This is a genomic window from Arthrobacter sp. ATA002 (assembly GCF_026898095.1).
Classification (GTDB): Bacteria; Actinomycetota; Actinomycetes; order Actinomycetales; family Micrococcaceae; genus Arthrobacter_B.
The window spans coordinates 730,698-754,908 of the sequence record NZ_CP114015.1 but is presented as its reverse complement, the minus strand read 5'-3'; the positions used below and the strand labels follow the sequence as shown (position 1 = coordinate 754,908).

18 protein-coding genes, 3 pseudogenes and 1 riboswitch are annotated in these 24,211 nt (G+C 67.1%); of the genes and pseudogenes, 5 read left to right on the top strand and 16 right to left on the bottom strand.

Features of this window, described 5'->3' with window-relative positions:
• Nucleotides 1-483 precede the first annotated feature (483 nt).
• Entirely contained in the window at nt 484-2,577 is a 2,094-nt protein-coding gene (gene paaZ / locus OL239_RS03840) for a phenylacetic acid degradation bifunctional protein PaaZ (RefSeq protein WP_268910812.1), read from the bottom strand.
• Between the two features lie 563 nt (nt 2,578-3,140).
• Between paaZ and OL239_RS03835 the strand changes: the two genes are divergently transcribed.
• Nucleotides 3,141-3,638, top strand: a complete 498-nt coding sequence (locus OL239_RS03835; protein WP_268910811.1) for a GDSL-type esterase/lipase family protein — start codon at nt 3,141-3,143, stop codon at nt 3,636-3,638.
• A complete protein-coding gene (locus tag OL239_RS03830; protein ID WP_268910810.1) occupies nt 3,587-3,916 on the top strand; it encodes a hypothetical protein in 330 nt (109 codons plus the stop codon). Before OL239_RS03835 ends, OL239_RS03830 begins: the two co-directional genes overlap by 52 nt.
• An 81-nt stretch (nt 3,917-3,997) precedes the next feature.
• Here the strand turns inward: OL239_RS03830 and OL239_RS03825 are convergent, their stop codons facing one another.
• Nucleotides 3,998-5,077 (bottom strand): ATP-dependent DNA ligase, encoded by a 1,080-nt coding sequence (locus tag OL239_RS03825; RefSeq protein WP_268910809.1) that lies wholly within the window; start codon nt 5,075-5,077, stop codon nt 3,998-4,000.
• A gap of 10 nt (nt 5,078-5,087) precedes the next feature.
• A complete protein-coding gene (locus OL239_RS03820; RefSeq protein WP_268910808.1) occupies nt 5,088-5,651 on the bottom strand; it encodes an RBBP9/YdeN family alpha/beta hydrolase in 564 nt (187 codons plus the stop codon).
• A gap of 78 nt (nt 5,652-5,729) precedes the next feature.
• Between OL239_RS03820 and OL239_RS03815 the strand changes: the two are divergent.
• Nucleotides 5,730-6,748 (top strand): annotated as a pseudogene (locus tag OL239_RS03815) (LLM class flavin-dependent oxidoreductase).
• Nucleotides 6,749-6,846: 98 nt separating this feature from the next.
• Here the strand turns inward: OL239_RS03815 and OL239_RS03810 are convergent.
• The 5 genes and pseudogenes from OL239_RS03810 to OL239_RS03790 form a co-directional block, all read right to left on the bottom strand.
• A complete protein-coding gene (locus OL239_RS03810; RefSeq protein WP_268910807.1) occupies nt 6,847-7,893 on the bottom strand; it encodes an NAD(P)-dependent alcohol dehydrogenase in 1,047 nt (348 codons plus the stop codon).
• A 138-nt stretch (nt 7,894-8,031) separates the two neighbouring features.
• Nucleotides 8,032-8,170: riboswitch (SAM riboswitch) on the top strand.
• 353 nt (nt 8,171-8,523) lie between these two features.
• Complete coding sequence (locus OL239_RS03805; protein ID WP_268910806.1) at nt 8,524-9,231, bottom strand: tyrosine-protein phosphatase; 708 nt, start codon at nt 9,229-9,231, stop codon at nt 8,524-8,526.
• Nucleotides 9,232-9,254: 23 nt separating this feature from the next.
• Nucleotides 9,255-10,103, bottom strand: coding sequence for a 3-hydroxyacyl-CoA dehydrogenase family protein (locus OL239_RS03800; RefSeq protein ID WP_268910805.1), 849 nt, complete (start codon nt 10,101-10,103; stop codon nt 9,255-9,257).
• Nucleotides 10,103-10,879, bottom strand: coding sequence for an enoyl-CoA hydratase/isomerase family protein (locus OL239_RS03795; RefSeq protein WP_268911652.1), 777 nt, complete (start codon nt 10,877-10,879; stop codon nt 10,103-10,105). Before OL239_RS03795 ends, OL239_RS03800 begins: the two co-directional genes overlap by 1 nt.
• A pseudogene (locus OL239_RS03790) lies at nt 10,862-12,068 on the bottom strand (thiolase family protein); the annotation flags it as partial. The gene OL239_RS03795 and the pseudogene OL239_RS03790, both read right to left, overlap by 18 nt.
• Before the next feature lie 231 nt (nt 12,069-12,299).
• Here OL239_RS03790 and OL239_RS03785 point away from each other — a divergent pair.
• Nucleotides 12,300-12,500 carry a VOC family protein gene (locus tag OL239_RS03785; RefSeq protein WP_268910804.1) on the top strand — a complete coding sequence of 67 codons (201 nt, stop codon included), beginning with the start codon at nt 12,300-12,302 and terminating at the stop codon, nt 12,498-12,500.
• 58 nt (nt 12,501-12,558) lie between these two features.
• Nucleotides 12,559-12,705, top strand: coding sequence for a hypothetical protein (locus OL239_RS03780; protein WP_329609339.1), 147 nt, complete (start codon nt 12,559-12,561; stop codon nt 12,703-12,705).
• Here OL239_RS03780 and OL239_RS03775 read toward each other — a convergent pair.
• From OL239_RS03775 to OL239_RS03740, 8 genes and pseudogenes are all read right to left on the bottom strand, one after another.
• Nucleotides 12,675-13,409: a CPBP family intramembrane glutamic endopeptidase gene (locus OL239_RS03775; protein WP_268910802.1), complete on the bottom strand. Its 735-nt coding sequence runs from the start codon at nt 13,407-13,409 to the stop codon at nt 12,675-12,677. The genes OL239_RS03780 and OL239_RS03775 overlap by 31 nt on opposite strands.
• Nucleotides 13,410-14,285 (bottom strand): NAD(P)H-hydrate dehydratase, encoded by an 876-nt coding sequence (locus OL239_RS03770; RefSeq protein ID WP_268910801.1) that lies wholly within the window; start codon nt 14,283-14,285, stop codon nt 13,410-13,412.
• A complete protein-coding gene (locus tag OL239_RS03765) occupies nt 14,269-15,015 on the bottom strand; it encodes a histidine phosphatase family protein (RefSeq protein ID WP_268910800.1) in 747 nt (248 codons plus the stop codon). The genes OL239_RS03770 and OL239_RS03765 overlap by 17 nt, the downstream gene beginning before the upstream one ends.
• Nucleotides 15,016-15,824: 809 nt before the next feature.
• A complete protein-coding gene (locus OL239_RS03760; protein ID WP_268910799.1) occupies nt 15,825-17,057 on the bottom strand; it encodes an MFS transporter in 1,233 nt (410 codons plus the stop codon).
• Nucleotides 17,058-17,115: 58 nt separating this feature from the next.
• Complete coding sequence (gene narI, locus OL239_RS03755; RefSeq protein WP_268910798.1) at nt 17,116-17,925, bottom strand: respiratory nitrate reductase subunit gamma; 810 nt, start codon at nt 17,923-17,925, stop codon at nt 17,116-17,118.
• Nucleotides 17,922-18,620 carry a nitrate reductase molybdenum cofactor assembly chaperone gene (narJ, locus tag OL239_RS03750; RefSeq protein ID WP_268910797.1) on the bottom strand — a complete coding sequence of 233 codons (699 nt, stop codon included), beginning with the start codon at nt 18,618-18,620 and terminating at the stop codon, nt 17,922-17,924. Before narJ ends, narI begins: the two co-directional genes overlap by 4 nt.
• Nucleotides 18,617-20,394: pseudogene (gene narH, locus OL239_RS03745) on the bottom strand (nitrate reductase subunit beta). The gene narJ and the pseudogene narH overlap by 4 nt, the downstream one beginning before the upstream one ends.
• Entirely contained in the window at nt 20,394-24,113 is a 3,720-nt protein-coding gene (locus tag OL239_RS03740) for a nitrate reductase subunit alpha (protein WP_268910795.1), read from the bottom strand. The pseudogene narH and the gene OL239_RS03740 overlap by 1 nt, the downstream one beginning before the upstream one ends.
• Nucleotides 24,114-24,211 lie beyond the last annotated feature (98 nt).

Below are 24,211 nucleotides of genomic sequence, written 5' to 3'. Positions count from 1 at the left end.
TAGACCGAGCGGCCGAGGGTCCCGGCATCCGGCCCGCCGGAGCCAGTCTCAACGCCCGGCCGCCCGGGCCCAGTCTCAACCGCCGGCCCGCCGGAGCCAGTCTCAACGCCCGGCCCGCAGGGGGCACCCCCGGCGGCCAGCCCACCACGTCAATCCCGGCAGCACGCTCCCCGGAAGAAGAGGCGACATCGTCCTCGGTAACCTGCTCACCGACCCGATCGAATCCCGGAAAAGTCCTGTGCTGATCCATGTCTTCAGGCTTTCACCTGCCTCTGACATTTCCGCCCCGAAAAGAGCCTCAATCAGCCCACAATGGGCCCTTTTTCGGCCCCGCAGATACCCGTCTTTTCTGGCCGACTACCTGCATGAATTGTGAGCTGAAATCCGAAGGACGCCTGACGAAACGGACACTCGGCTGTGGAGACCCTTGACCGTGCGGCAACTTGGCCGTGCGGAAACGTGGCCCGACAGGAACAGGCTGCGCTAGCTCCGGTTCTTCTCCACCAGGGTCAGCACGTCGTAGGTGGCGACGACGTCGTCGTTCTGGTTGGTGAGCAGCGCATCCCAGGCCACCTCACCGTACTCGTCCGTCTCGCGGGGAGTGATCTTCTTGGCGGTGAGTGTCACGCGGATTGAATCCCCTGCCGCCACCGGCGTGATGAAGCGCAGGTTTTCCAGGCCGTAGTTGGCCAGCACCGGTCCCGGCGCCGGCTCCACAAACAGTCCGGCCGCCCAGGACAGCAGCAGGTATCCGTGCGCCACAATGCCGGGGAAGAACGGGTTTGCTTGGGCGGCTTCCTGGTTGGTGTGGGCGTAGAAGGTGTCGCCGGTGCTGTTGGCGAAGGCCGCGATGTCCTCCAGCGTCACCTCGCGCAGATCCGACCGGACGGCGTCGCCAATCCGCAGGGTTGAGAGGTCCTTGCGGAACGGGTGTGTGCCGTCGAAGTTCCGGTCCGCACCGGCGTGCCAGATCCCGGTCAGCGCGGTGAGCATATTCGGAGAGCCCTGAACCGCGGTGCGCTGCATGTGATGCAGCACGGAGCGCATGCCGCCAAGCTCCTCGCCGCCGCCGGCACGGCCGGGCCCGCCGTGGACCAGGTGCGGAACGGGAGAACCATGGCCGGTGGAAGTCCGGGCGTCTTCCCGGTTCAGGATGAGCACGCGGCCGTGGTGGGCAGCAATGCCCAGGGTCAACTCCCGTGCCGTGGCCGGATCGTTGGTGCACACGGTGGCCACCAGCGATCCGCTGCCCAGGGCGGCCAGCCGCACTGCGTCGGCGGCGTCGTCGTATCCGATCACCGACGCCACCGGACCAAAGGCCTCCACCGAGTGCAGCGCTTCGGCACTGTTATCCGCCCAGGTCAGCAGCAGCGGAGCCAGAAACGCGCCGTCACCGGCAACGCCGCGGCTTCCGTCCGCGAACACAACTTCCGGAACCTCCAGCGATCCATACGCAATGTCCGCCCCGGCGTCGAGCAGGGTCCGCACGGAGGAACGCACGCCCTCGAGCTGCTCAGTGGAGGCCAGGGCGCCCATGGTGACGCCTTCAGCCCGGGGATCGCCCAGGACCACGCGCTCGCCGATGCGCTGCCCCGCCGCTTCCACGACGTCGGTTACCAGCGCCGCGGGCACGATGGCCCGCCGGATGCTGGTGCATTTTTGGCCCGCCTTGACGGTGATTTCGGTGACCAGGGATTTCACGAAGGCATCAAACTCCGGCGTGCCGGGGACGGCATCCGGTCCCAGGATGGCGGCATTCAGGGAGTCGGTTTCGCAGGTGAACCGGACGCCGCCTTCGGCCACGTTAGGGTGCGCTTTCAACAGCTTCGAGGTGGAAGCGGAGCCGGTGAAGGACACGTAGTCGCGGTAATCCAGGTGATCAAGCAGGTCGCGGGCGGAACCGGAGATCAGCTGGAGGGATCCGGCGGGCAGGATGCCGGAATCCACGATCAGTTTTACCGCCTCGGCGGTCAGGTACCCGGTGGGGGTGGCCGGCTTGACGATGCTGGGCACGCCGGCAATGAAGGCCGGTGCGAGCTTTTCCAGCATGCCCCAGACCGGGAAATTGAAGGCGTTGATCTGCACCGCGACACCGGGCAGCGACGTGAAAATGTGTTCGCCCAGGAATGATCCGTCCTTGGAGAGAACCTCGGGGGGTCCGTCGACCAGCACGGTGGAATTGGGCAGTTCCCGGCGGCCCTTCGAGCCGAACGTGAACAGGACGCCGATGCCGCCGTCAATATCGACGAGGGAATCTTTGCGGGTGGCACCGCTGCGGGCGGAGACCTCGTACAGCTCATCGCGGTGTGCGTTGAGGTAGGTTGCGAGTTCCTTGAGCTTCAGGGCGCGCTGATGGAACGTGAGCTGCTGCAGGCTGCGCTGGCCGACGGTGCGTCCGTGCTCGACGGCGGCGGCCAGGTCCAGTCCAGCCGTGCTGACCAGCGCCAGCGGCTCCCCGGTGCTGGCGTCGCGAACTTCCGCAGGCCCGGCAGCGGCCAGCTCGGAGCGGTCCGGAGTCCACCAGGAATCGCGGACGTAACTGGGAACGATCCGGACGTCTATGGCTGTGGAGGTCATCTTCGACTGGCCCTTTCAAACATTGATCCCGGCCCGCGGCGGGCGGCTCCGTCGCCGCAGCACCAAGCGGCGGAAGGCCTGCTCGATAAACTGACCGGACGGTCGGTAATACAGATCAGCGTACAGGATGTTGTGCCGTGGAACACAGCGGATCACGGGAAAAGTACCCGTTTCCGTAGCCCCGAAAGCCGCTGCCGCTGTCTGCGGGCCGGGAGCGGGACTAGTTTGGTGGCACCCCACCGCAAAGGAGCGACCATGCGCGAACTTATTGCCCCGCCTACCGGCTCCACCCCCGGAACGGGCCGCCCCGTTCCGTTTCACGTGCGGCGCGTGGGGGCTGTCGCTGCCGTGGTCCTGGGCCTGACGGCGCTGTCCGGAACAGCGGCTACCGGCCCGGCCGCAGCAGCCGACACCGGCTCCGCGTCCGCCCAGGAAATCCGGCCCGACGGCAGTTACGCCGCCCAGCCCGACGGCGGCTACGGCAGCGGCGGGCAGGGAAGGGTGGAGGCCACGGCGAGGGCCAGGGGAATGGTCACGGCCACGGGAAGGGCCACGGCAGGACGGTGGACTACGTTGCCTTCGGCGATTCCTATGCCTCGGGTATCGGCGGCGGACCTGTCCTGGACGCCTGCGGCCGCACGGCGGAGGGATACCCGGCCCTGCTGGACGCACTTCCGCGGGTGGAGTTGGACGGTTTCCAGGCCTGCTCCGGAGCTACGGCACTGACGACCGATCCGGCTCCGCCCGCGGGACCAGTGGACCTGCCGGAGCAGATCAACGCGGCGGTCACCGCCGGTCAGCTGAACCGGCAGACCGATCTGGTGACCGTCACGATCAGCGGCAATGATGTGCAGTTCGGGTCCATCGTGGCTGCGTGCGCGGGCACAGTGCTGCCGGATACCTGCGCTCCCGCGCTAGCCGCGGCGCAGGCCTTCGCGGCAACCGCCGTCGTGCCCCAGCTGCAGGACAGCTTCGCGGCTGTCCGGCAGGCGGCGCCCGGGCCGAACTCGTGGTTGCCGGTTATCCGCATCTGTTCGAGGGCACCGCCCCCGGCATCCTGAGCGTCGAAGCACAAAGCCTGTTCAACGCCGGCACCGATGCGCTCAACGCACTCGTGGCAGAGCAGGTGGGCGACGGCACGTTCGTGGATGTCACCGAAGCCTTTGCCGGACACGGAATTGGCTCGCCGGACCCCTGGATTCTTGCCGCAGGCCCTGCCGCTCTGCATCCCACGGCCGCCGGCTACAGCGAGGGTTACTTCGCGGCGATTACGGACGCCGTGGAGCTGCTGGATCCGGACCGGCACGGCCGGGGAGGGTGCCGCGGCGGCCGCGGTTAAGCAGGTTAGGCACCCGCCGGCCAGCCTGGGATGGAGGGCCAAGGCTGTACAGCCAGGTACCGGCGGCGGAGAACGGGCAGCCTAGCTTTCGGCGGGAACCGTCAGGACTTCGGCGAGGTCGAACTTCACCGGCTCCTCCAGCTGGCCGTAGGTGCAGGACTCCGGTGACCGGTCCGTCCGCCAGCGCAGGAACTGGGCGGTATGCCGGAAGCGCTCGCCCTCCATATGGTCGTACTTGACCTCCAGCACCCGCTCGGGACGCAGCGGCACGAAGGACAGGTCCTTGCCTCCGCTCCAGCGGCTTCCCTCCGAGTTCCGCGGAGTGCGGGTTCCGGCGTCCTGCTTGTCCGTGGTCCAGGGATGGTCGGCGGAGTCCGAGACCAGCGGCTGCAGTTCCCGGAACAGCTCCCGCCGCCGGGCCATGGTGAAGGCCCCGGCAACGCCCACGTTGGTGAGTTCGCCGTCGTCGTTATAAAGGCCCAGCAGCAGCGATCCCACCGCATCCGGCCCGCTTTTGTGCACCCGGTAGCCGGCCAGCACGCAGTCCGCGGTCCGTTCGTGCTTGAACTTGGCCATGGTCCGCTTGCCGGGCTGGTAGGGACCGTCCAGCGGCTTGGCCACGATGCCGTCGAGTCCGGCACCCTCGAACTCGCCGAACCAGCGCTGCGCCGTTTCCGGATCGGTGGTGGTTGCCGTCAAATACACCGGCGCCTGTGCGTCCGCCAGCGCCTCTTCCAGCGCCGCGCGGCGCTCGGCGTACGGCCGGTCCAGATAATCGGTGTCCCCCAGGGCCAGGAGGTCGAAGGCGGCGAAGGCCGCCGGGGTCTGCTCCGCGAGAAGCTTCACCCGGCTGGCCGCCGGATGGATGCGCTGCTGCAGCACTTCGAAGTCCAGCCGCTCCCCGGATCCGCTGATCAGGATGATTTCGCCGTCGACGACACAGCGCTCCGGCAGGTTGTCCTTGAGCGCCTGCACCAGTTCCGGAAAGTACCGGGTCATCGGCTTTTCATTGCGGCTGCCGATCTCCAGGTCGTCCCCGTCACGGAAGATGATGGAGCGGAAGCCGTCCCACTTGGGCTCGTAGGAGTACCCGCCTTCGGGCAGGACGGAAACGGCTTTGGCCAGCATGGGGGCCACGGGCGGCATTACCGGAAGTTTCATGGGCCCATTCTTACCCGAGTGCCGGCCCGGAGGGAACGTGCACGCCGAGCCCGGCCGCGAAGGCGGTCAGCAGGTCCCGGCCCTGCTGCCAGTTCCCAATGCCGCTTTCATCGTTGATGTGCGTCAGCGCGCCGGCGTCAATCAGCGGAACGCCCCACGCGCCGGCCAGCAGCCGTGCTCCGGGCAGGGTGCAGTACGGATCGTTTTCACTGGCGACCAGCAGCCCGGGCACCGGCAGCGGCTGCAGCCGCGGGTCCCGGAATGAACCGGCAGTGTCGGGAAACGCGGGTTCGGCCGGATCCGGCGGTGCCACGAGGAACACTCCGCGGGCACCCCCGGGGTTGCGCAGCAGCCATTCGGCGGACGCCAGGCAGCCCAGGCTGTGGGCCACCAGGATGGTGTCGCCGCCGCGGCTGCCGGCGGCGGCGTCGAGTGCGTCCATCCAGTTTTCCAGGTTGGGGTCATCCCACGACGACGGCGCTATGCGGGACACGTCCGGCGCACCGTCCTGCCACCGGCTCTGCCAGTGCTCGTCATTGGAACCGCCAATACCGGGAACCAGGGTCAGATGCATGTTTGCCGCCTTTCACTCAACGCGCCGGGTCTTCCGGACCAGGGAATATCTCCCCGGAGACCGGCGCTGTGCCTCAACATGAAGAACATCGGTTTCCTGTCCTTTGGACATTACCGGGATGTGCAGGGATCCTTCGTCCGCACCGCCCGCGACGCCCTGCTCCAGACCGTTGACCTGGCCGTGGCTGCGGAAGAAATCGGTGTCGATGGAGCCTATCTCCGGGTGCACCATTTCGCGCCGCAGTTCGCGGCGCCGTTTCCACTGCTCTCCGCCATGGCCGCACGGACCCACCGGCTGGAACTGGGCACCGCAGTGATTGACATGAGATACGAAAATCCCCTCTACATGGCCGAAGAGGCGGCCGCCGCGGACCTGATCAGCGGCGGACGGCTGCAGCTGGGCCTGAGCCGGGGATCACCCGAGCCTGCCCTGCGCGGCTACGAAGCCTTTGGCTACGTCCCCGCCGACGGCAGCACGGACGCCGACGAGGCGCGCAAGCACACCCTCGTGTTCCGGGCCGCGATCGCCGGAGCCGGGCTGGCGGCCGCCGATCCGGTCATGACCGGAAGCTCCGGAGCGCTTTCGGTGGAACCGCAGTCCCCCGGGCTGGGCGACCGGATCTGGTGGGGTCCGGCACCCGGGCCACGGCCAAATGGACCGGGCAGCAGGGCATGAACCTCATGAGTTCAACGCTGCTGACCGAAGACACCGGCGTACCGTTCGACCAGCTGCAGGCGGAGCAAATCGCAGTGTTCCGCTCCGCTTGGGCGGAGTCCGGACACGAAGGCACGCCCCGCGTTTCCGTCAGCCGCAGCGTCATTCCGCTGGTGACCGAGGACGACCGGCGGTACTTTGGGCTGCGCGCGCTGGCTGACACCCGGGACCAGGTGGGCACGCTGGACGGCGGTCTGGCCCGCTTCGGCAAGAGCTACATCGGCGAACCGGACGTAATCGCCGAGCAGTTGGCCGCCGACGCCGCGGTCCAGGACGCCGACACAGTCCTGATCACCGTGCCCAACCAGCTGGGCGTGGACTACAACGCCCAGCTGCTGGAGAACATCGTGAAGCATGTGGCTCCGGCAGCCGGCTGGCGCTGACTGCAGTGACTGCGGTGACGGATCTGGTTCAGTCGGCAACCGACGACGGCGGTGTCCCCTTCCCGCGTGGGGGCACCGCCGTCGGCCCTATCAGTTACTTACTTGGCGTGCGGAACCACAACGGCACGGCCGGAAAGCTGCCCCGCCTCGAGCTTCCGGTAGGCATCCAGCGCCTCATCCATGGTGTAGAGCTCAACATCGGGCGTGATCTGCCCGGCGCGGTACATGTCCACCACTTCGTGGAGGTCCTCGATGGTGCCCCAGTAGGTGTTGGTCAGGGTGGACTCGTACGGGGTTTTGAAGAAGTTCCACTCGTATCCACCGCCGGCAATGCCGACCACGGTCAGCTTGGACTGCACGGCCATCGAACCGGCCGCAGTGGCTACGGTCGGGGCAATGCCCACAAAGTCGAAGGCCGCGTCCACGCCGCGCCCACCGGTGATTTCCCGGATCCGCTCCAGCTGGCCTTCGCCGCCGGGCACCACGATGGCGCCGTTGGCTTCGGCCTTCGCCATGGCCTCTTCCTTCATATCGGTGGCAATCACAGTGGCGCCGGTCAGCGCCTTGAGGATCTGCACCGCCATCTGCCCCAGCCCGCCGAGGCCGATTACGAGGGCAAACTTGCCGCCGCCGTTCAGGTGCGGCAGGGCGTTCTTGATGGCGTGGTACGGCGTCAGTGCGGCGTCGGACAGCGGAGCTGCGGCCACCGGATCGGCGTCACCCAGCGGCACCAGGTTGCGGACCGGAACCACCATGTATTCCGCCATGCCGCCGTCGCGGCCCAGACCCATGCCCAGGTACGGCATCTCGGCTGCATTCTCGCAGTAGGTGTCCTGACCGCGGGAGCAGGCCTTGCAGCGGCCACAGCCGACGGGGCCGTAGACCAGGTAGGCGGCCCCGACGTCGACGCCGGAGACACCTTCGCCCAGCTCCTCCACCCAGCCCGAATTCTCGTGTCCCAGAATGAATGCCGGCGGGATGGAGCCCGGAGCGCCTTCGGCGAAGTCCTTGTACAGCGCGACGTCGGAGTGGCAGGCTCCGGCGCCGGCCACCTTCAGCAACACTTCCCCCGGGCCCGGCGTCGGCCGCGGCACGTCCTTGATCTCGGGGAAAGTCTGCCACTTCTCAAAAACAACAGCACGCATTCTGTTCAATCCTCTTTTAATCTGCGGTTGGGCCCCCCGCTTCAAGTCTATGTGTTTGCATGTAGTGGCAGGGGTCACTCACCGATGGGCGCAGCGGACGGTTCCCAGTGTCACCGGCGTGCGCTAATGTTGTGTCAGCTTCACGAGAGGCGGCCAACGTACCCGGAGGACTCCGGGCCGTAAAAGCTCCGACTGGCCCCACACCAACCCCATTGTTCGGCGGGTGGTTCGGATGACGAAGTGGCCTGACGCCGCCCGGCTCAGGCAAGGACAACAGATAAAGGAAACACTGTGGGCACTTCCAGTGACACGCGATGCGTCAGCTTCTTCCCCGGCCACAACATCCACCAGATTCACGCCAAGCAGCTCGTCGGCTTCGATGACTGGGTGGATGCCCGGGCCTACATCGATGCCGAGCTCGGCGTCATCCAGCTGGTGGTGGACGGCCGGCAGCAGCTGATGTGGTTCCATGACCTTCCCACCCTGGCCCTGGCGCTGGAAGCCTCCGGCGGAGCGGCGCAGTGGTGCGCCCGATATTCCTCGCTCCTGGTTCCCGGCGGCTTCAACAGTCCGGCCCGGCGGTCTTTTTCTACTTGGCGGCGCCGGAAAAGCTCCGGCCGTGTAGCCCGGTCAGCGCAGCATCCGGCGCCGAAGCCGCTCAATCACAGCAGGGCTGACCCCCGCGCCGCGCAGATACTGCTCCGCGTCCAGGCTGTCCAGAGCGCGGAGCAGCTCACGCCGCCCGTTCACCACCCGCGCGTCGAGCTGTTCCACGGCCAGAGGTTTTTCCCGCGGCTGGACCTGCGTGGCATGGAAGGCGTTAATCCCGCGGACCGCTTCTTCATAGTCAGCGGCAATGGCCTCCGGCGGTGCCCCGGCCAGCTGCAGCAGCAGCATCGCGATCAGGCCGGTGCGGTCCCTCCCGGCGGAGCAGTGAATGACGACGGCGCCGTCACGGGCCTGTGCAACTGCCGTCACCGCGGCGGCAATCTTCTCCGGCCAGCGCCGCAGGTTCTCCCGGTAGAAGCGCGGCGAATCCATGTAGGGACCGGTCAGCGCGCTGAACTCCGGGTCCTTCGCTTCCTGGGTGGGCCGGTTCAGGAACGCTATCTCCCGAACAGCCGACGGCGGCACGTCCGGGTCCGTGTCCCGGCGGCCGATTTCCGTGTCGTTGCGCAGGTCGACGACGGTGCGGACGCCGTCGTCGTACGCCTGCCGCCAGCCGTCCTCCGTCAGCCACTCCGAGCGCCCCATCCGGAAAATCCGGCCCGGTACGACGGTACCCCGCCGCCGACCGCAATGCCGCCGAGGTCCCGGGCATTGGCGGCACCCTCCCACTGCACGCCACGGCTGCTCACGCGTCAGGACCAGTCGAAGAAGCCCTTGCCGGATTTGCGGCCGAGCTCCCCGCGCGCCACCTTGTCCCGCAGGATCTGCGGCGGGTCGAACCGCGGGCCGAGCGTGGACGCCAAATACTCGGCGATGCCCAGCCGAACATCCAAGCCCACAATGTCGGTGGTCCGCAGCGGACCGGTGGGGTGCTTGTAACCGAGCACCATGGCGGCGTCGATATCCTCCGCCGAGGCCACACCCTCTTCCACCATGCGCATGGCTTCCAGGGCAATGGCCACACCCAGCCGCGAACTGGCGAAGCCGGGAGCATTATTCACGACGACCGGAGTCTTGCCCAAATCCTGCGCCCAGGCAGCGGCGGTTTCGGCCAGCTCGCCGGAGGTCTTAGCCCCAAGCACCACTTCGATCAGGGTGGAGGCGGGCACCGGGTTGAAGAAGTGCAGGCCGCAGAACCGTTCGGGCCGCTGCAGTTTTTCCGCCAGCTCGGACACGGACAATGAGGAGGTGTTCGAGGCCAGCCATGCCTCGGATCCCAGCTGTTCCTCGACCGCAACCAGGGCCGCTGCCTTCAGGCCAAAATCTTCAGGCACCGCTTCCACCACCAGACCGGCTCCGGAGAAAGCCGCATAGTCGGTGGACACGGACAGCCGCGCGGTCAGGTCTTCCAGCGGCTCGGTGACGGTGCCGCGCTCAACGCTCTTGGCCAGCGCCGAGGCGACGCGGTCACGGGCAGCGGAGGCGGCGTCGCCGTCGCGCTCCACCACCACCACCGATGCTCCCGCGGTGCAGAACGCGTGGGCAATCCCCGCGCCCATCCGGCCGCCGCCGAGCACTCCTACTGTGGAGGGAACTGCCATTACTTTTTCTTCCTCTCAAGAAACGCCGACATGCGGTCGAACTTGGCCTGCGACTCGAACAGAATCCCCTGGGCCAGCGTGTCGATGGCGGGGTGGGCCTCCGCCGGGGCAGCGAACACTGTTTTAGTGAGCCGGACGGCCAGGGGGTCCTGGCGGGCTATGCGGTCAGCCAGAGCGTGCGCGGCGTCCAGCAGCTCCTCAGGCTCGGCCAGTTCAGTGACCAGCCGCGCCGCCAGTGCCTCATTCCCCGTCAGCACGCGCCCGGCAAGCAGGATTTCCTTGGCCAGCGGCTCGCCCACCAGTTCCTTCAACCGCCAGGCGGCACCGGCCGCAGCCAGGATGCCCAGCGAGGTTTCCGGGTTGCCGAGCTTCAGCCGTGGCGTGCCGATCCGGAAGTCGGCGGCGAAAGCCAGCTCCGCTCCCCCGCCCAGCGCATACCCGTCCAGGGCGGCAATGACGGGCATCGGCAGTTTGGCGATCCGGGCAAAGACACTGGAGTTGATGCCGCGCAGGGCGTCGTCACGGCGGCGTTCGCGCAGCTGGGCAATGTCCGCGCCGGAAGCAAAGACTCCGCCGCTGCCGGCCAGGATCAGGATCCGCGGGTTCTCCTCCAGCTCGGCGCACAGCTGGTGCAGTTCCTCGGCCATGGCCGCGTCGATGGCGTTGCGGACCTCGGGCCGGTTCAGGACGACGGTGACCCGGTCCCCGCCTCCGGCAACCTGCAGCGTGGTGAACGAACTGTAATCGGCGCCCACTTGGACAGCCTCGATCAGCATGGCCGTACCCTGACCGACGCCAACGCACATGGTGGCGATGCCGTGGGCTGCGCCCTCGCGCTCCATCCGGTTCAGCAGCGTGATGGCGATCCGCGACCCCGAGGAACCCAGCGGATGGCCCAGGGCGATGGCGCCGCCGTCGTTGTTCACGATGTCCTCGTTCACGCCCAGGCGGCGGATGCAGGCCAGGGACTGGGTGGCGAAGGCTTCGTTCAGCTCGAAGGCCCCGACGTCGGCGAGCTTCACGCCGCTGCGGGCGAGCACTTTCTGCGTGGCCGGGACCGGGCCGATGCCCATGATTTCCGGCGGAACCCCGGCCGAGGCGCCGTCGACGATCCGGGCGCGGGCGGTGAGCCCGTATTCGCTGAGGGCGCGTTCGGAGGCGATGATGATGGCGGAAGCGCCGTCGTTCAGGGAACTGGAATTCCCCGCGGTGACAATGCCGTCCGCCTTCACGACCGGGCGCAGCTTGGCCAGGACCTCGGCAGTGGTGCCCTCGCGCGGCCCCTCATCGGCATCCACCACCGTGTCTCCTGCGGCCGCGGATCGTCACCGGAACGATTTCATCCTTGAACCGCCCGGCGGCGACGGCGGCAAGTGCGTTTTCATGCGAACGCACCGCAAACGCATCTGCGTCTTCCCGGGAGATGTTGTCGACGGCGGCCAGTTCCTCCGCGGTTTCCGGCATGGAATACGTCATTTTGCCGCCGCGGGAAAGGTCGCCCGAGGTGAAGCGCTCGTTGACGAAGCGCCACCCGATCGAGGTGTCGAAGGTGTCACCCGGCTTGGCGAAGGCCTTCGTCGGCTTTTCAGTGACCCAGGGGGCCCGGCTCATGGATTCGGTGCCGCCGGCGATCACGATGTCCGCCGCCCCGGCTTTGATCATGTGCGAGGCCATGATGATGGCGGACAGGCCCGAGGCGCACAGCCGGTTGACGGTGATGCCCGGGATGTCCGGCGGGAACCCGGCCAGCAGCGCGGCCATGCGGGCAACGTTCCGGTTCTCCTCGCCGGCACCGTTGGCGTTGCCGAGGATGACCTCGTCAACGACGGCGGGATCCAAGCCTTCACGGGCCACCAGTTCGCGCAGCGTCAACGCTGCCAGGTCATCGGGACGGACGCCGGAGAGCGCACCCCCGTAGCGGCCCACCGGAGTCCGCACTCCGCCAACGAGAAAAGCCTCAGCCATGTCTGCTCCCAGAATTGTCTTGCCTGTTTGGTCCGCCCGCCATGCTTCCGGACATCGTGTGCGTTGAGCCGGAACGGCTCCAGCGCCATTTACTGACCATTCGTTCTGTAAAGAATTGCACGACGGCCGGGTGCGGTCAATGCGGGAGGGCCTGCAGGACGGACGGCCTCTGCGGACAGAAGCGTCCGCATGCCGGAGGGAAGCCGATGGGCGGCTGGCTAGGCTCGCGGCATGACATCGACTATTCAGGTATGTATTGACTGCGCAAACGCCCACGATCAGGCCGACTGGTGGGCGGAAACCCTGGGCTGGGTACTGGAGCCCACCGACCAGGACTTCATTGATTCCCTGCTGCAGCAGGGCTACGCCACGCCGGAACAGCTGATGGAGCACGGTCTGAAAGGACGGGGCAGCCATCTGCCGTCCGGGTGAGGAAGGGCTGCCGGACCGCCTGCGGATCCTGTTCCAGCCGGTACCCGAGCCGAAGACGGTGAAGGACCGCATTCACGTGGACGTTCGGCTGGACGGCCGGGACAAGGACGAGGCCCGCCCGGCCCTGGAGGCCAGGGGCGGTGCCGCCCTGGCAGGGGAGCTGTTCCAGCAGTGTCATTGCAGCAGCTCGGCCGGAATCGCGTAGGTCAACAGGACCGCCAACAAGTTCTTCGCCGCGTGAACCGCATAGGCCAGGATGAAGTTATTGCCGGCCCACACGTAAATGCCCACCAGCACTGCCCCCATCACCAGGTACGGCAGCAGCACGGGCAGCGCCAGGGCTTCCTTGCCCGCCAGATGGATGCCGGCGAACAGCACAATGGAGATGAGGCAGCAGATCCAGATGTTGAGGTGTTTGCTGAGCTTCCCGATCAGCAGGTGGCGGAAGATGTACTCCTCGACAAACGGGGCAATGACCACCAGCAGGGGGATGATCAGCAGCGGCGGCAGGGAAACGACCAGCCCCTCGACGGCTTCCTGGTTAACCGCGGTTTCCGGCGGTCCGGTGATTAGCACGGCGACGGCGGTGAGCAGCAGCATCGCGAACACCCCGCCGGGAATGACCGCCAGGGTCAGCCACGGGCGGGTGGCCAGGATTCTGGTTTCACGGACGGCGTACCGCCAGGACGCCCAGGCCGCCAACGCGCCGGCGGACAGGTAGAACGTCAGGTTCACCAGGTAGCCCGCCAGCACGGGATCGGGAATCAGCCGGGTCAGTCCGGGGAGGACCAGACCGGGGGCATAACTGAAAATCAGGACGAACAGGACGTAGAATCCGGCGGCAATGCCGTCCCGGGGCGTGAGGCTGTAGGGCAGCGGCGCAATGGCCGGCCGGTGCTGGTTAACCATCTAGACCGTCAGTTCCGCCATGACCCGGGGCATGGCCTCCAGCAGTTCCCCGGCCAGGAAACTGAGCGGCCCCTGGGCGGCCGAGAGCCGGTCACCGGCAGTGGAGTGCAGGTAGGTGCCCCAGCATGCGGCCTGCTCCGGCGCCGCCCTGCGGGCGAGGAAACCGCTGATGGCTCCCGCCAGCACGTCGCCGGAGCCGGAGGTGCCCAGCCCGGCGTTGCCGGCCGGAATTTCCCAGCGGCGGCCGTCGGGAGCAGCAATCACCCCGTGCAGCGCCACCACTGCCCGGTACTTGGCGGCAATGGCGGCCGCGGCCTGTTCCGAATCCAGGTCCGCTTCCGGGTCCGCATCCAGCAGGCGGGCGGCTTCTTTTCGGTTCGGCGTCAGGACCATGCGCCCGGCCCAGCGCTGATAAATGTCCGGCAGCCCGGACAGCACCCCCAGCGCGTAGGCATCCAAAACGACGGCGGCGGAGTCGTTTAGCAGCGGACCGATGGCGCGCAGCATTTCCCCGGTTTGCCCGGCGTCGTCCAGGCCCGGTCCGAGCAGCAGCACATCGGCGGTTTCCAGCTCGCCGGCCAACACCTTCGCGGCACGCCGGCCGGAGATCACGCCGTCGTCCTCCGGCAGGGGAACGGAGCCGGATTCCGGCACTGCCACCGATACCGCGACCGCAGCCGATTCCGAGACGGCCAGAGTCAGCCGTCCCGCACCCACCCGCAGCGCAGCACGCCCGGCAAGGAGCGCGGCTCCGGGCGAACGCCGCGCCCCGCCCACCACCAGGACAGTGCCGCGGTCCGACTTGTCCGAGGCCTCCCGGTTGACCTGCCAGCCCTTCAGCAGGGAGGGGGTGACGATTTCAGCGGGGGTGGACATGGTTTTCATCTCCTGCATGTTCGGTAACCGGCGCACCGCCGGACTCCAGATGGTTCACGGCATTGAAACTCTCCAGCGTCCAGCGGCCCTGCCCGGAGGGCCGCACCAGCCGCGTCACCGAGGCATTGCGGACGCTCGTACTCGAGGCGATGTCCAGCAGTTCCTGTTCGCTCAGGCGTTCGCAAATGTAGCGGATCAGCATGATCACGGCATCGTGGCACACCACGGCGACACGCTTGCCGTCATTCTCGTCGTCGAGGTCCCGGAGGACTGAGCGCAGCCGCAGGGCGACGTCGGCCCACGACTCCCCTCCCGGCGGCCGGTAGGAGAATTTTCCCAGCCAGTTGCGGCGCCGGGCCTCGTCCGGGTATCGGGCATCTACTCCGGCCGAAGTCAGCAAATCCAGGATGCCCAGCTCGCGGTCGCGCAGCCGCTCATCAATGCGCGCCTCCTGCAGCGTGCCGGAATCCTGCGTGGTCGCCAGTTCGGCGGTCTGGCGCGCCCTCAGGTAGGGCGAACACCACACGGAGTCCGGGCGTTCTTCCTGCGGGAGGCCGGAAAGCCAACGGCCCAGCGCCCGGGCCTGTTCCATGCCCGCGTCGCTGAGCGGAACATCGGGGTCCCGCAGGCCAATGTCTATTACTTCGGCGCCCGAGCGCTGGGCTTCCGTGGCGGCAACATTGCCCGCGCTTTCACCGTGCCGAATGAGGATCAGTTCGATTGCACCCATTCCCCGACTCTACTCCGCGGTATATTCCGTTGCAGGGATCCGGTCCGGAACACCGGGTTCGGTGGCGGCGTCCTCCGGTGCAGTGCACCCCGGGGAGCCTATGCCACCAAAACCGGGCCGAAACGGCTGAAAATACGGAAATGCTTCCGTACTTTCAGCCGCGCACCGTACAACCGGGTTTTTCAAAGACTTGATTTGCGCGTACCTGCCGTGATTAGGGTCGACTATGGAAACTTCTGCTGGGGCGAATTCACGAAAGAATGTAACCGCGCGTTTTTCCCAGCTGCCCCGGCGCAGCAAGTGGGGGTCCCGTCTCGGCGTTGCTGCCGCGGCCTGCGCCGCAGCCGCCGTGCTCTCCTCCTGCTCGGCAGAGGATGCAGAGAGGGCAGGAACACCGGAAACCACGCCACAGGCCGCAAGCCCTTCCGCTTCGGTTAATGTTCAGGTTTCCGATTTGCTGGAACCCCTTGCGCCGCACATTGAATTGGACAGTGTGTCTCCGTCCGGCGAGAGGGTTCTTTCCGAGCGAGGCACAGGCACCGGCGCCCATGAATTCAACGGAGTGTTGGAAGCGGGGCAGGTCCTTAGCTTCTCTGCGTCCTGCACCCCCGGAGATTCGGTGTCCATCAGTCAGGGCATGGGAAGTTATACCGTTCCCTGTTCCAGCCCCGCCAGTTCATATTCTTTCAATGCTCCGGCCAGCGAGGCCGTGGCAGACGTGAAAGTCAGTGTAAGAACAGCCAACGGCTCCCCTACTGGCTCGCGGCATGGGTGCACGACGCGCAGCAGTAGAACCTCATTGCAGAGAATCACGTGTGGGTGCGCTCATCCACTTTGCCGCCGTTGCGTACGGTAAAAGTCAGCAGGAAGGCGACGGCGGCAAAGGCGGCCAGCAGCATCAGCCCCACAAAATAGCTGCGGTTGGCCGGATCGTAGGTGGCACCCATGACAAGCGGTGGAAAGTACCCGCCAAGCCCGCCCGCAGCGGCAATAATCCCGCCGATTGTTCCCACGTCCTGGGCCTGCGCGGCGCGTCCCACCCAGGCAAAGACACCGCCGGTGCCCAGCCCCAGGAAGAGCGCCATCAGGATAAACGCGGTGCCGTACACCCGTTCCTCCTCCGGGCGGAGCGCCACGATCACGGCCAGCACCACTGTGCCGGCGAGGGAGGCCAGGGTGACCAGCTTCGGCCCCACCTTATCCGCGATGGTTCCGCCGATCGGCCGGGCGATGACGGCGGCGACGGCGAATCCTGCGGTCCGGGTGCCGGCCGCTGTGGCGTCGTAGTCGTAGACGTTGCCCAGATACGTGGGCAGGTAGTTGGAGAACGCCACGAACGCTCCGAACACCACCCCGTAGAGGAAGCACAGCTGCCAGGTGGCCCGCAGCGTGAAGGCATGCGTGATCTTGGGCAGCACCGGCTCTGTGGGGGCGCTCCACGCCGGGGACTCGCGCAGGATCAGCCAGCTCAGCAGCGCCATTACCGCCACGACGGCGGCGATGATGATGTGGGCGCCCATGTACCCGGCCGCTTCGACCAGCCGCGGCGTGAAGAACGCCGACACCGCGGTGCCCACCATGCCGGCCCCGAAAACTCCGGTGGCGAAGCCCTTGCGGGTCCGGTCGTACCAGGCCGAGCAGAACGGAATGCCGATCGCGAACACGGTGCCGGCAATACCGAGGAAGAACGCGATCACCACCAGGAAGGGAAAGTTCTCCAGTTGTCCCACGATGCCGGTCAGCAGCACCAGCGGCGCGGTGACACCCAGGATGATGGTGAACATGATGCGGCCGCCGTACCGGTCCGTCAGTGCTCCCACCGGGATGCGGGCCACCGAACCCACCAGGATGGGCATGGCCACCAGGATCGAGGTTTGGCCTGCCCCCAGGTCCATGCCCGCCGCATACCGGCTGGAGAGCGGGCCGATGATGGTCCAGGCCCAGAACCCCACGGTGGACGCGATGGTTGCGACAATGAGGTTCCGCAGCTGGCCGGATTCCAGGTTCACAGCGGATGCCGGGGTTTGCGCTGATGCTGGCATGGCGTCGATCCTTACTCGCGGGCTGGCTCCCCGGACGGGTACCGGCACAGGTGCCGGGTCAGGTGCGGGGTGTTCCTTTGCGGTCGCGGTCCGGTGTACCCACCGGCGCCCAGCTGCCGCGCGGCGTTGCTGACCCCGGGGCTGGGCGTTTTCCCCGTGACCGGTACACGATGTACGGCCGGAAGAGGTACTGCAGCGGTGCGGTAAAGGCGTGGACCAGCCGGGTAAAAGGCCACAGGGCAAAGAGCGCCAGCCCCCACAGGGTGTGGATCTTGAAAGACAGGGAGGCGGCGGTCATCGCGGTAATGTCCGGCTGAAAGATGAAGATGGACCGGAACCACGGGGACACCGTGTCGCGGTAGTTCACGATCCCTGCGTCGAAGACCGAAAAGACGGTGGTGGCCAGGCCCGCGAGGATGGCGGCGAGCAGGAAAAGGTACATCACTTTGTCATTGCGGGTGGTGGCCATGAACACCGGCCCGGTGGTCCGCCGCCGGTAGATCAGGAGCACGATGCCCACGAGCGTGGCGAATCCGGCGATGGATCCCACCGACAGGGCGAAGAAATGGTACCGGTCCTCATTGATCCCAACGTCGTCCATCCAGGTTTTCGGGATCACCAGGCCCACAAAGTGGCCCACGATCACCGCCAAAATCCCGAAGTGGAACAGCGGGGACGCAATGCGCAGCAGCCGCGACTCGTACAGCTGCGAGGAACGGGTGGTCCAGCCGAACTGGTCGTAACGGTACCGCCACACGGAGCCGAGGATCAGCACCGCCAGCACCACGTAGGGCAGCACACCCCAGAGCATCACGTCATCCAGTCCCACCTGCACGTTGGCCGGCGGCGGCACATCTGCGGGTCTCATGGGGCGTTCCTCTCATGCACCGGCAGCAGCCGCGAACTGTAGGGTTCCAGGCCCACGGTTTCCGTGGGCGGACCGTAGCCGGCGGTCTGCATGACCGTCTGCCGGTCCTCGGGAGACACCCCGGGCAGTGTGGCGCAGACCAGGGCCAGGGCACCGGAGTAGGCCAGGCCGTCGTCGCGCAGCGCCAGCCGCAGCAGTTCCAGCGACGGCCGGTAGCGCTGCAGCAGTTCGTAGCCGTCCGCCGGGGACACCTTCGCGGCGAACTCCAGCACCAGGGGCAGGTAGTCCGGCAGTTCCGAACCTTCCGGCAGCGCCCCGTGCGCCCGGTAGACCTCTTTGAAGGCGGCGAGCGCCTCGCCGCGGCGCCGGGTATCGCCGTCGGTCCAGTAGGTCAGGTGCAGGCTGTGCCGCTTGGAAAGGTCGAACTCCTGCACGTATTCCGCCTGCACCTCCGGCAGCGGCCCGGCCGTCAGCCAGGTCAACAGGTCCTCCACCGGCCCGGTGTCGGCGTCCACCTCCGCGAGCGCCGCCCGCAGGGACGGCACCAGGTCCACCAGTTCCTGGTCCGGATACTCCAGCAGCAGGCCCGCTGCCTGCCGTACGACGGCGCTGCGCCGGGGGTGGGCATCACGGTACGGTTCGGGCGCAACGGTCCCCCTGCCGGGTTTGCCCAGCAGCTTCTCCAGCAGGCTCATCTCCGGGCACCTCCCTGCGGGTCCGGACCGTCGCCGCCGGCCTGGTCGTAGGCCGCCCCCAGGGTGCCGTCCGCGTCGTCCCGGGGCGGTGAGCCGCCCGTGGTTCCGGGCTCGCCGCGGTTATTGTCGGCCGGGAACAAGCCCGGGGCGACCCGCGCCCGTCCCAGTTCAGCAGGTTCACCCGTCCGCCCAGCTCCCCGTTGCCGGTGGGGTCCTCCCCGCGCTGGCGTGCCTGCAGCGCTGCAAAGTTCTCCACCGCCACCGGCACCGGCTTCCCCGAGGCCTCACCGAAGACGCCGGTCTGGCCCATGCCGGGACCGCCGTCGGAATCCAGGGAGCAGCCAATCTCCTCCAGGTTGTGGGCGTCCTCCAGATGGGCGCTGGGGATGACGTACCGCTCTTCGTACTTGGCGATGGCCATCAGCCGGTACATGGCCACAACCTGCTCGCCCGTCATTCCGACGCCGGCGGCGATCTGCTCGTCCGGCGCGTCACCGAGGGTGATGTCGCGCATGTAGGCGCGCATGGCAGCGAGCTTCCGCAGCACGCCGGTGACCAGGCCGGTGTCCCCGGCGGTAAACAGTTCGGCCAGATACTCCACCGGAATCCGCAGCGCCTCGATGGCGCCGAAGAGATTGTCCGCGCTCTCGCCGTCGTGCCCCTGTTCGTTCAGCACGTCCACAATCGGGGACAGCGGCGGAACATACCAGACCATGGGCATGGTCCGGTACTCCGGATGCAGCGGCAGGGCCACGCGGAAGGTCTTGGCGAGCGCGTACACCGGCGAGCGCCGGGCCGCGTCCAGCCAGTCCTCGGGAATGCCTTCCGCCCGGGCACCGGCAATCACGTCCGGATCATTGGGGTCCATCATTAAATCCAGCTGGGCCTCGTACAGGTCCTGCACGTTGGGCGTGGAGGCGGCCTCGGTGACCCGGTCGGCGTCGTACAGGAAAATCCCGATGTAGCGCAGCCGGCCCACACAGGTTTCAGCGCAGACCGTCGGCAGGCCCACCTCGATGCGCGGATAGCAGAAGGTGCACTTTTCCGCCTTGCCGGAGCGGTGGTTGAAGTACATCTTCTTGTACGGGCAGCCGGTGACGCACTGCCGCCAGCCGCGGCAGCGGTCCTGGTCCACGAGCACAATGCCGTCCTCCTCGCGCTTGTAGATGGCCCCGGACGGGCAGGATGCCATGCAGGAGGGATTCAGGCAGTGCTCGCAGATCCGCGGCAGGTAGAACATGAAGGTGGAGTCGAATTCCAGCTTCACCTTCTCCTCCGCGTCGCGGCGCATCTTCTCCAGCACCGGATCGGTGAGGGAGGTGCGCGGCGATCCGCCCAGGCTGTCGTCCCAGTTGGCGGACCACTCGATTTTCATGTCCTCACCGGTGATCAGGGACTTGGGCTTCGCCACCGGAAAGTCGTTGCCGGCGGGGGCGTTGATGAGGTTCTCGTAGTCGTAGGTCCACGGCTCGTAGTAGTCGTCCAGTTCGGGCTGGACGGGGCTGGCGAAGAGGCCAAAGAGCTTGGCGAGCCGGCCGCCGGCCTTCAGCTTCAGCTTGCCGCGGCTGTTCAGGTCCCAGCCGCCCTTCCACTTCTCCTGGTCTTCATACCGGCGCGGGTAGCCCTGGCCGGGCCGGGTTTCCACGTTGTTGAACCAGACGTACTCGGTGCCCGCCCGGTTGGTCCACGCCTGCTTGCAGGTCACGGAGCAGGTATGGCAGCCGATGCACTTGTCCAGTGCCATCACCATTGCTGTCTGAGCCATGATGCGCATCAGTACGCCACCTCCTGGGAGCGTTTGCGGACAACGGAAACAATGTCGCGCTGGTTGCCGGTGGGGCCGAGGTAGTTGAAGGCCCAGGACAGCTGCGCGTACCCGCCGATCATGTGGGTGGGCTTGACCAGGATCCGGGTCACCGAGTTGTGGATGCCGCCGCGGCGGCCGGTCGCTTCGGACTTCGGAGTGTCGATGATGCGTTCCTGGGCGTGGTGGACGTAAATGACCCCGGCGGGCATCCGGCTGGACACGATGGCCCGGCCCACCAGGACCCCGTTGTTGGAGATGCACTCCACCCAGTCGTTGTCCGCCACCTCGATCAGCGCCGCGTCCTGAGTGCTCATCCAGACGGCGGTTCCGCCGCGGGACAGCGAGAGCATCAGCAGGTTGTCCTGGTACTCGGAATGGATGGACCACTTGTTGTGCGGGGTCAGGTACCGCACGGCCACCGAGAGATCGCCGCGGGTGCCCAGCTGCGGCTCCCCGAACAGGCGGTGCATGTCCAGCGGCGGCCGGTAGATGGGCAGGGCCTCCCCCATGTCCTGGATCCAGTCGTGGTCCAGGAAGAAGTGCATGCGTCCGGTCAGGGTGTGGAAGGGTTTGAGCCGTTCGATGTTGATGGTGAACGGGGCGTACCGCCGTCCGCCGGTCTCCGAGCCGGACCACTCCGGCGACGTGATCACCGGCGTCGGCCGGTCCTGGGTGTCGCGGAAGGTGATCTTTTTATCCTCGGCCCCTTCAGCCAGGTCCGCCAGCGGCCTGCCGGTCCGTTTCTCCAGGGTCCGGAAGCCCTGCACCGCCAGTTCGCCGTTGGTGGTTCCGGAGAGCCGCAGGATGGCCTCGGCCATCCGGGCGTCGGTGTCAACGGCCGGGCGGCCCACTGCGGCGCCGCGGTCAAAGACCCCGTGCTTGCGGGCCAGCTCTTCCAGCGGCTTGCTCACGTCGTATTTCACAAACTTGGTGGTGAGGCCGAGCTTGTCCGCGAGCGGCCCGATGGCAACGAACTTCTCCCCGACCGCCGTGTAATCCCGCTCCACGATTTTGAGCTCGGGCAGGTTTTTCCCGGGAATGGCAGGGATGTCCGTTCCCTTCCAATCGGGGGCGTGGCCGCCGGGCTGGGCAAGCTCCCCCGGCGTGTCATGGGTCAGCGCGGTGGCCACCAGGTCCTTCCGCACCCCCAGATGGGCGGCGGCCTGCCGGGAGAACTCCTCGGCGAGCAGCCGGAACAGGTCATAGTCGGTCTTGGCTTCCCACGGCGGGGCGATGGCCGGGGTAAAGGCATGTACGTACGGATGCATGTCGGTGGAGGACAGATCGTACTTTTCGTACCAGGTGGCGGCCGGGAACACGACGTCGGAGAGCAGGGTGGAGCTGGTCATGCGGAAGTCCGCCGAGACCAGCAAATCCAGTTTTCCCTGCGGCGCCTTTTCGTGCCAGACGACGTCGGCGGGCCGCGATTCGCCGTGGTCCGCGCCCATGACATTGTTCAGGGTTCCGAGCAGGTGCTTCTGGAAATACTCCTCGCCCTTGGCCGAGGACCCCAGCAGGTTTGAACGCCACAGAATGAGGGTCCGGGGCCAGTTGGCCGGGGCGTCCACGTCTTCGACGGCGAACCGCAGCCGCCCGTCCTTGAGCCGCTTCGCCACCCAGGACGCCTCATCACCCGCCTCGCCGCGGGCCACTGCGGCCACTGCCTCATCCGCGATGTCCAGGGAATTCCTGGCGTCGAACTGCGGAAAGAACGGCATCCAGCCCATCCGCGTGGACTTCGCGATCACGTCGGCGGTGTGCATGCCGCGCAGGTGCCCGGAGGCCAGCGGCGACTGCAGCGAGTCGGAGGAATAGCCGTCGGAACGGAACTGGTCGGTGTGCATGTACCAAAACGCGGTGCCGATCATGAACCGGGGCGGCCGGTTCCAGTCACCGGCCGACGCCATCGCGGCCCAGCCGGTGATCGGGCGGCACTTCTCCTGGCCCACGTAGTGCGCCCAGCCGCCGCCGTTGCGTCCCTCGCAGCCGGTCAGCATCAACATGGCCAGGATGGCCCGGTAGGTCACGTCGCCGTGGTACCACTGGCAGATCCCCGCGCCGAGGATGATCATCGACCGGCCTTTGGACTTCTCGGAGTTCGCGGCGAACTCCCGGGCGGTGCGGAGCACCGCGTCCGGGCGGACATTGGTGATCTCCTCCTGCCAGGCCGGGGTGTAGGGGGTGCCGGCGTCGTCGTAACCGGCCGCCCACTGCCCCGGCAGCCCCTCCCGCCCCACACCGTACTGTGCCAGCATCAGGTCAAAGACGGTGGTAACGGTCCGGCCCGCCACGGAGGCCACCGGCACGCCGCGGTGCAGCACGGAGCCGACGCCGGTCGGGTCCGTGAAGGCGGGCAGATCCACCCGGGATGTTGCCCGCCCCCACGACGGCGCGTCGGCGATCGACAGCGCCGGCACCACACCCTCCAGGTCCAGGTTCCATTTGCCGGCGTCGGCGTCGTTGTACCGGAAACCCACCGACCCGTTGGGAACCACCGGGGTGCCGGCGTCGCGGTCCAGCAGCACCGTCTTAAAGGCCGCGTCGGCAGCCTTCGCCTCTCCGCGGCCAAGGTCGGCGGCGGTAAGGAACTTACCCGGCACCACGCTGCCGTCACTGCGGGTTTCCAGGGTGACCAGGAACGGCAGGTCCGTGAACCGGCGGACATAGTCCTCGAAGAACGGCACCCGCCGGTCCACGAAGTTTTCCTTCAGGATGACATGCCCCATCGCCATGGCCAGGGCGCCGTCGGAGCCGGCCTGGGCCGGCAGCCACTCGTCGGCGAACTTGATGTTGTCGGCATAGTCCGGGCTCACCGCCACCACCTTGGTGCCGCGGTAGCGCCCTTCCACCATCCAGTGCGCATCGGGAGTGCGGGTCACCGGAATGTTGGAGCCCCACATCATCAGGTAGGTCGCGTCCCACCAGTCCCCCGATTCCGGCACGTCCGTCTGGTCGCCGAAAACCTGCGGACTGGCCACCGGCAGGTCCGCGTACCAGTCGTAGAAGCTGTTCATCACCCCGCCAATCAGGTTGATGAACCGCGCGCCGGCCGCATGAGAGACCATGGACATGGCCGGGATCGGCGAGAACCCGGTGCAGCGGTCCGGCCCGTAGTTCCTGATCGTAAAGACGTGCGCCGCGGCGGTCATCTCCAGGGCCTCGGCCCAGCTCGAGCGCACCAGCCCGCCCTTGCCGCGGGCCTGCTGGTAGGTGCGGCGGCGCTGCGGATCATTGATGATCTGTTCCCAGGCCAGCACCGGGTCGCCGGTCTCGCGTTTGGCCGCACGGTACATCTCCAGCAGCACGCCGCGGACATAGGGATAGCGGACCCGGGTGGGTGAATAGGTGTACCAGGAGAAGGCGGCGCCGCGCGGGCAGCCGCGGGGCTCGTATTCCGGCCGGTCCGGACCCACCGTCGGGTAGTCCGTTTCCTGTGCCTCCCAGGTGATGATCCCGTCCTTGACGTAGACCTTCCAGGAGCAGGAGCCGGTGCAGTTCACGCCGTGGGTGGAACGGACCACTTTGTCATGGCTCCACCGGTTGCGGTAAAAGGAGTCCCCCTTCCGCCCGCCCTCACGGAACACCGCCCTGCCGTCGGCGGTTTCATCCCAGCGGGTGAAGAACCTGCCGAGCTTGAGCATTGCGTCTGTTGCGGGGCCATCGATCCCCGGTGCGGAGCCAGCCATGAGGTCAACGTATTCCAGGGCCGCCGTCAGCTGACAGTGTCGAAGGCGAAAATGGCCGCCTCACGGCCGGTTTGGGACGGAACGATAAACTCGGAAAT

Bases quoted from the DNA above. Each gene is read 5' to 3' on its own strand.
- OL239_RS03795 (WP_268911652.1), bottom strand. From the start codon at position 10,879: ATGCTGATCGAGGCTGTCCAAGTGGGCGCCGATTACAGTTCGTTCACC.
- OL239_RS03810 (WP_268910807.1), bottom strand. From the start codon at position 7,893: ATGCGTGCTGTTGTTTTTGAGAAGTGGCAGACTTTCCCCGAGATCAAG.
- OL239_RS03800 (WP_268910805.1), bottom strand. From the start codon at position 10,103: ATGGCAGTTCCCTCCACAGTAGGAGTGCTCGGCGGCGGCCGGATGGGC.
- narI (WP_268910798.1), bottom strand. From the start codon at position 17,925: ATGAGACCCGCAGATGTGCCGCCGCCGGCCAACGTGCAGGTGGGACTG.
- OL239_RS03760 (WP_268910799.1), bottom strand. From the start codon at position 17,057: ATGCCAGCATCAGCGCAAACCCCGGCATCCGCTGTGAACCTGGAATCC.
- OL239_RS03825 (WP_268910809.1), bottom strand. From the start codon at position 5,077: ATGAAACTTCCGGTAATGCCGCCCGTGGCCCCCATGCTGGCCAAAGCC.
- narJ (WP_268910797.1), bottom strand. From the start codon at position 18,620: ATGAGCCTGCTGGAGAAGCTGCTGGGCAAACCCGGCAGGGGGACCGTT.
- OL239_RS03785 (WP_268910804.1), top strand. From the start codon at position 12,300: ATGACATCGACTATTCAGGTATGTATTGACTGCGCAAACGCCCACGAT.
- OL239_RS03775 (WP_268910802.1), bottom strand. From the start codon at position 13,409: ATGGTTAACCAGCACCGGCCGGCCATTGCGCCGCTGCCCTACAGCCTC.
- OL239_RS03820 (WP_268910808.1), bottom strand. From the start codon at position 5,651: ATGCATCTGACCCTGGTTCCCGGTATTGGCGGTTCCAATGACGAGCAC.
- OL239_RS03770 (WP_268910801.1), bottom strand. From the start codon at position 14,285: ATGTCCACCCCCGCTGAAATCGTCACCCCCTCCCTGCTGAAGGGCTGG.
- OL239_RS03740 (WP_268910795.1), bottom strand. From the start codon at position 24,113: ATGGCTGGCTCCGCACCGGGGATCGATGGCCCCGCAACAGACGCAATG.
- paaZ (WP_268910812.1), bottom strand. From the start codon at position 2,577: ATGACCTCCACAGCCATAGACGTCCGGATCGTTCCCAGTTACGTCCGC.
- OL239_RS03765 (WP_268910800.1), bottom strand. From the start codon at position 15,015: ATGGGTGCAATCGAACTGATCCTCATTCGGCACGGTGAAAGCGCGGGC.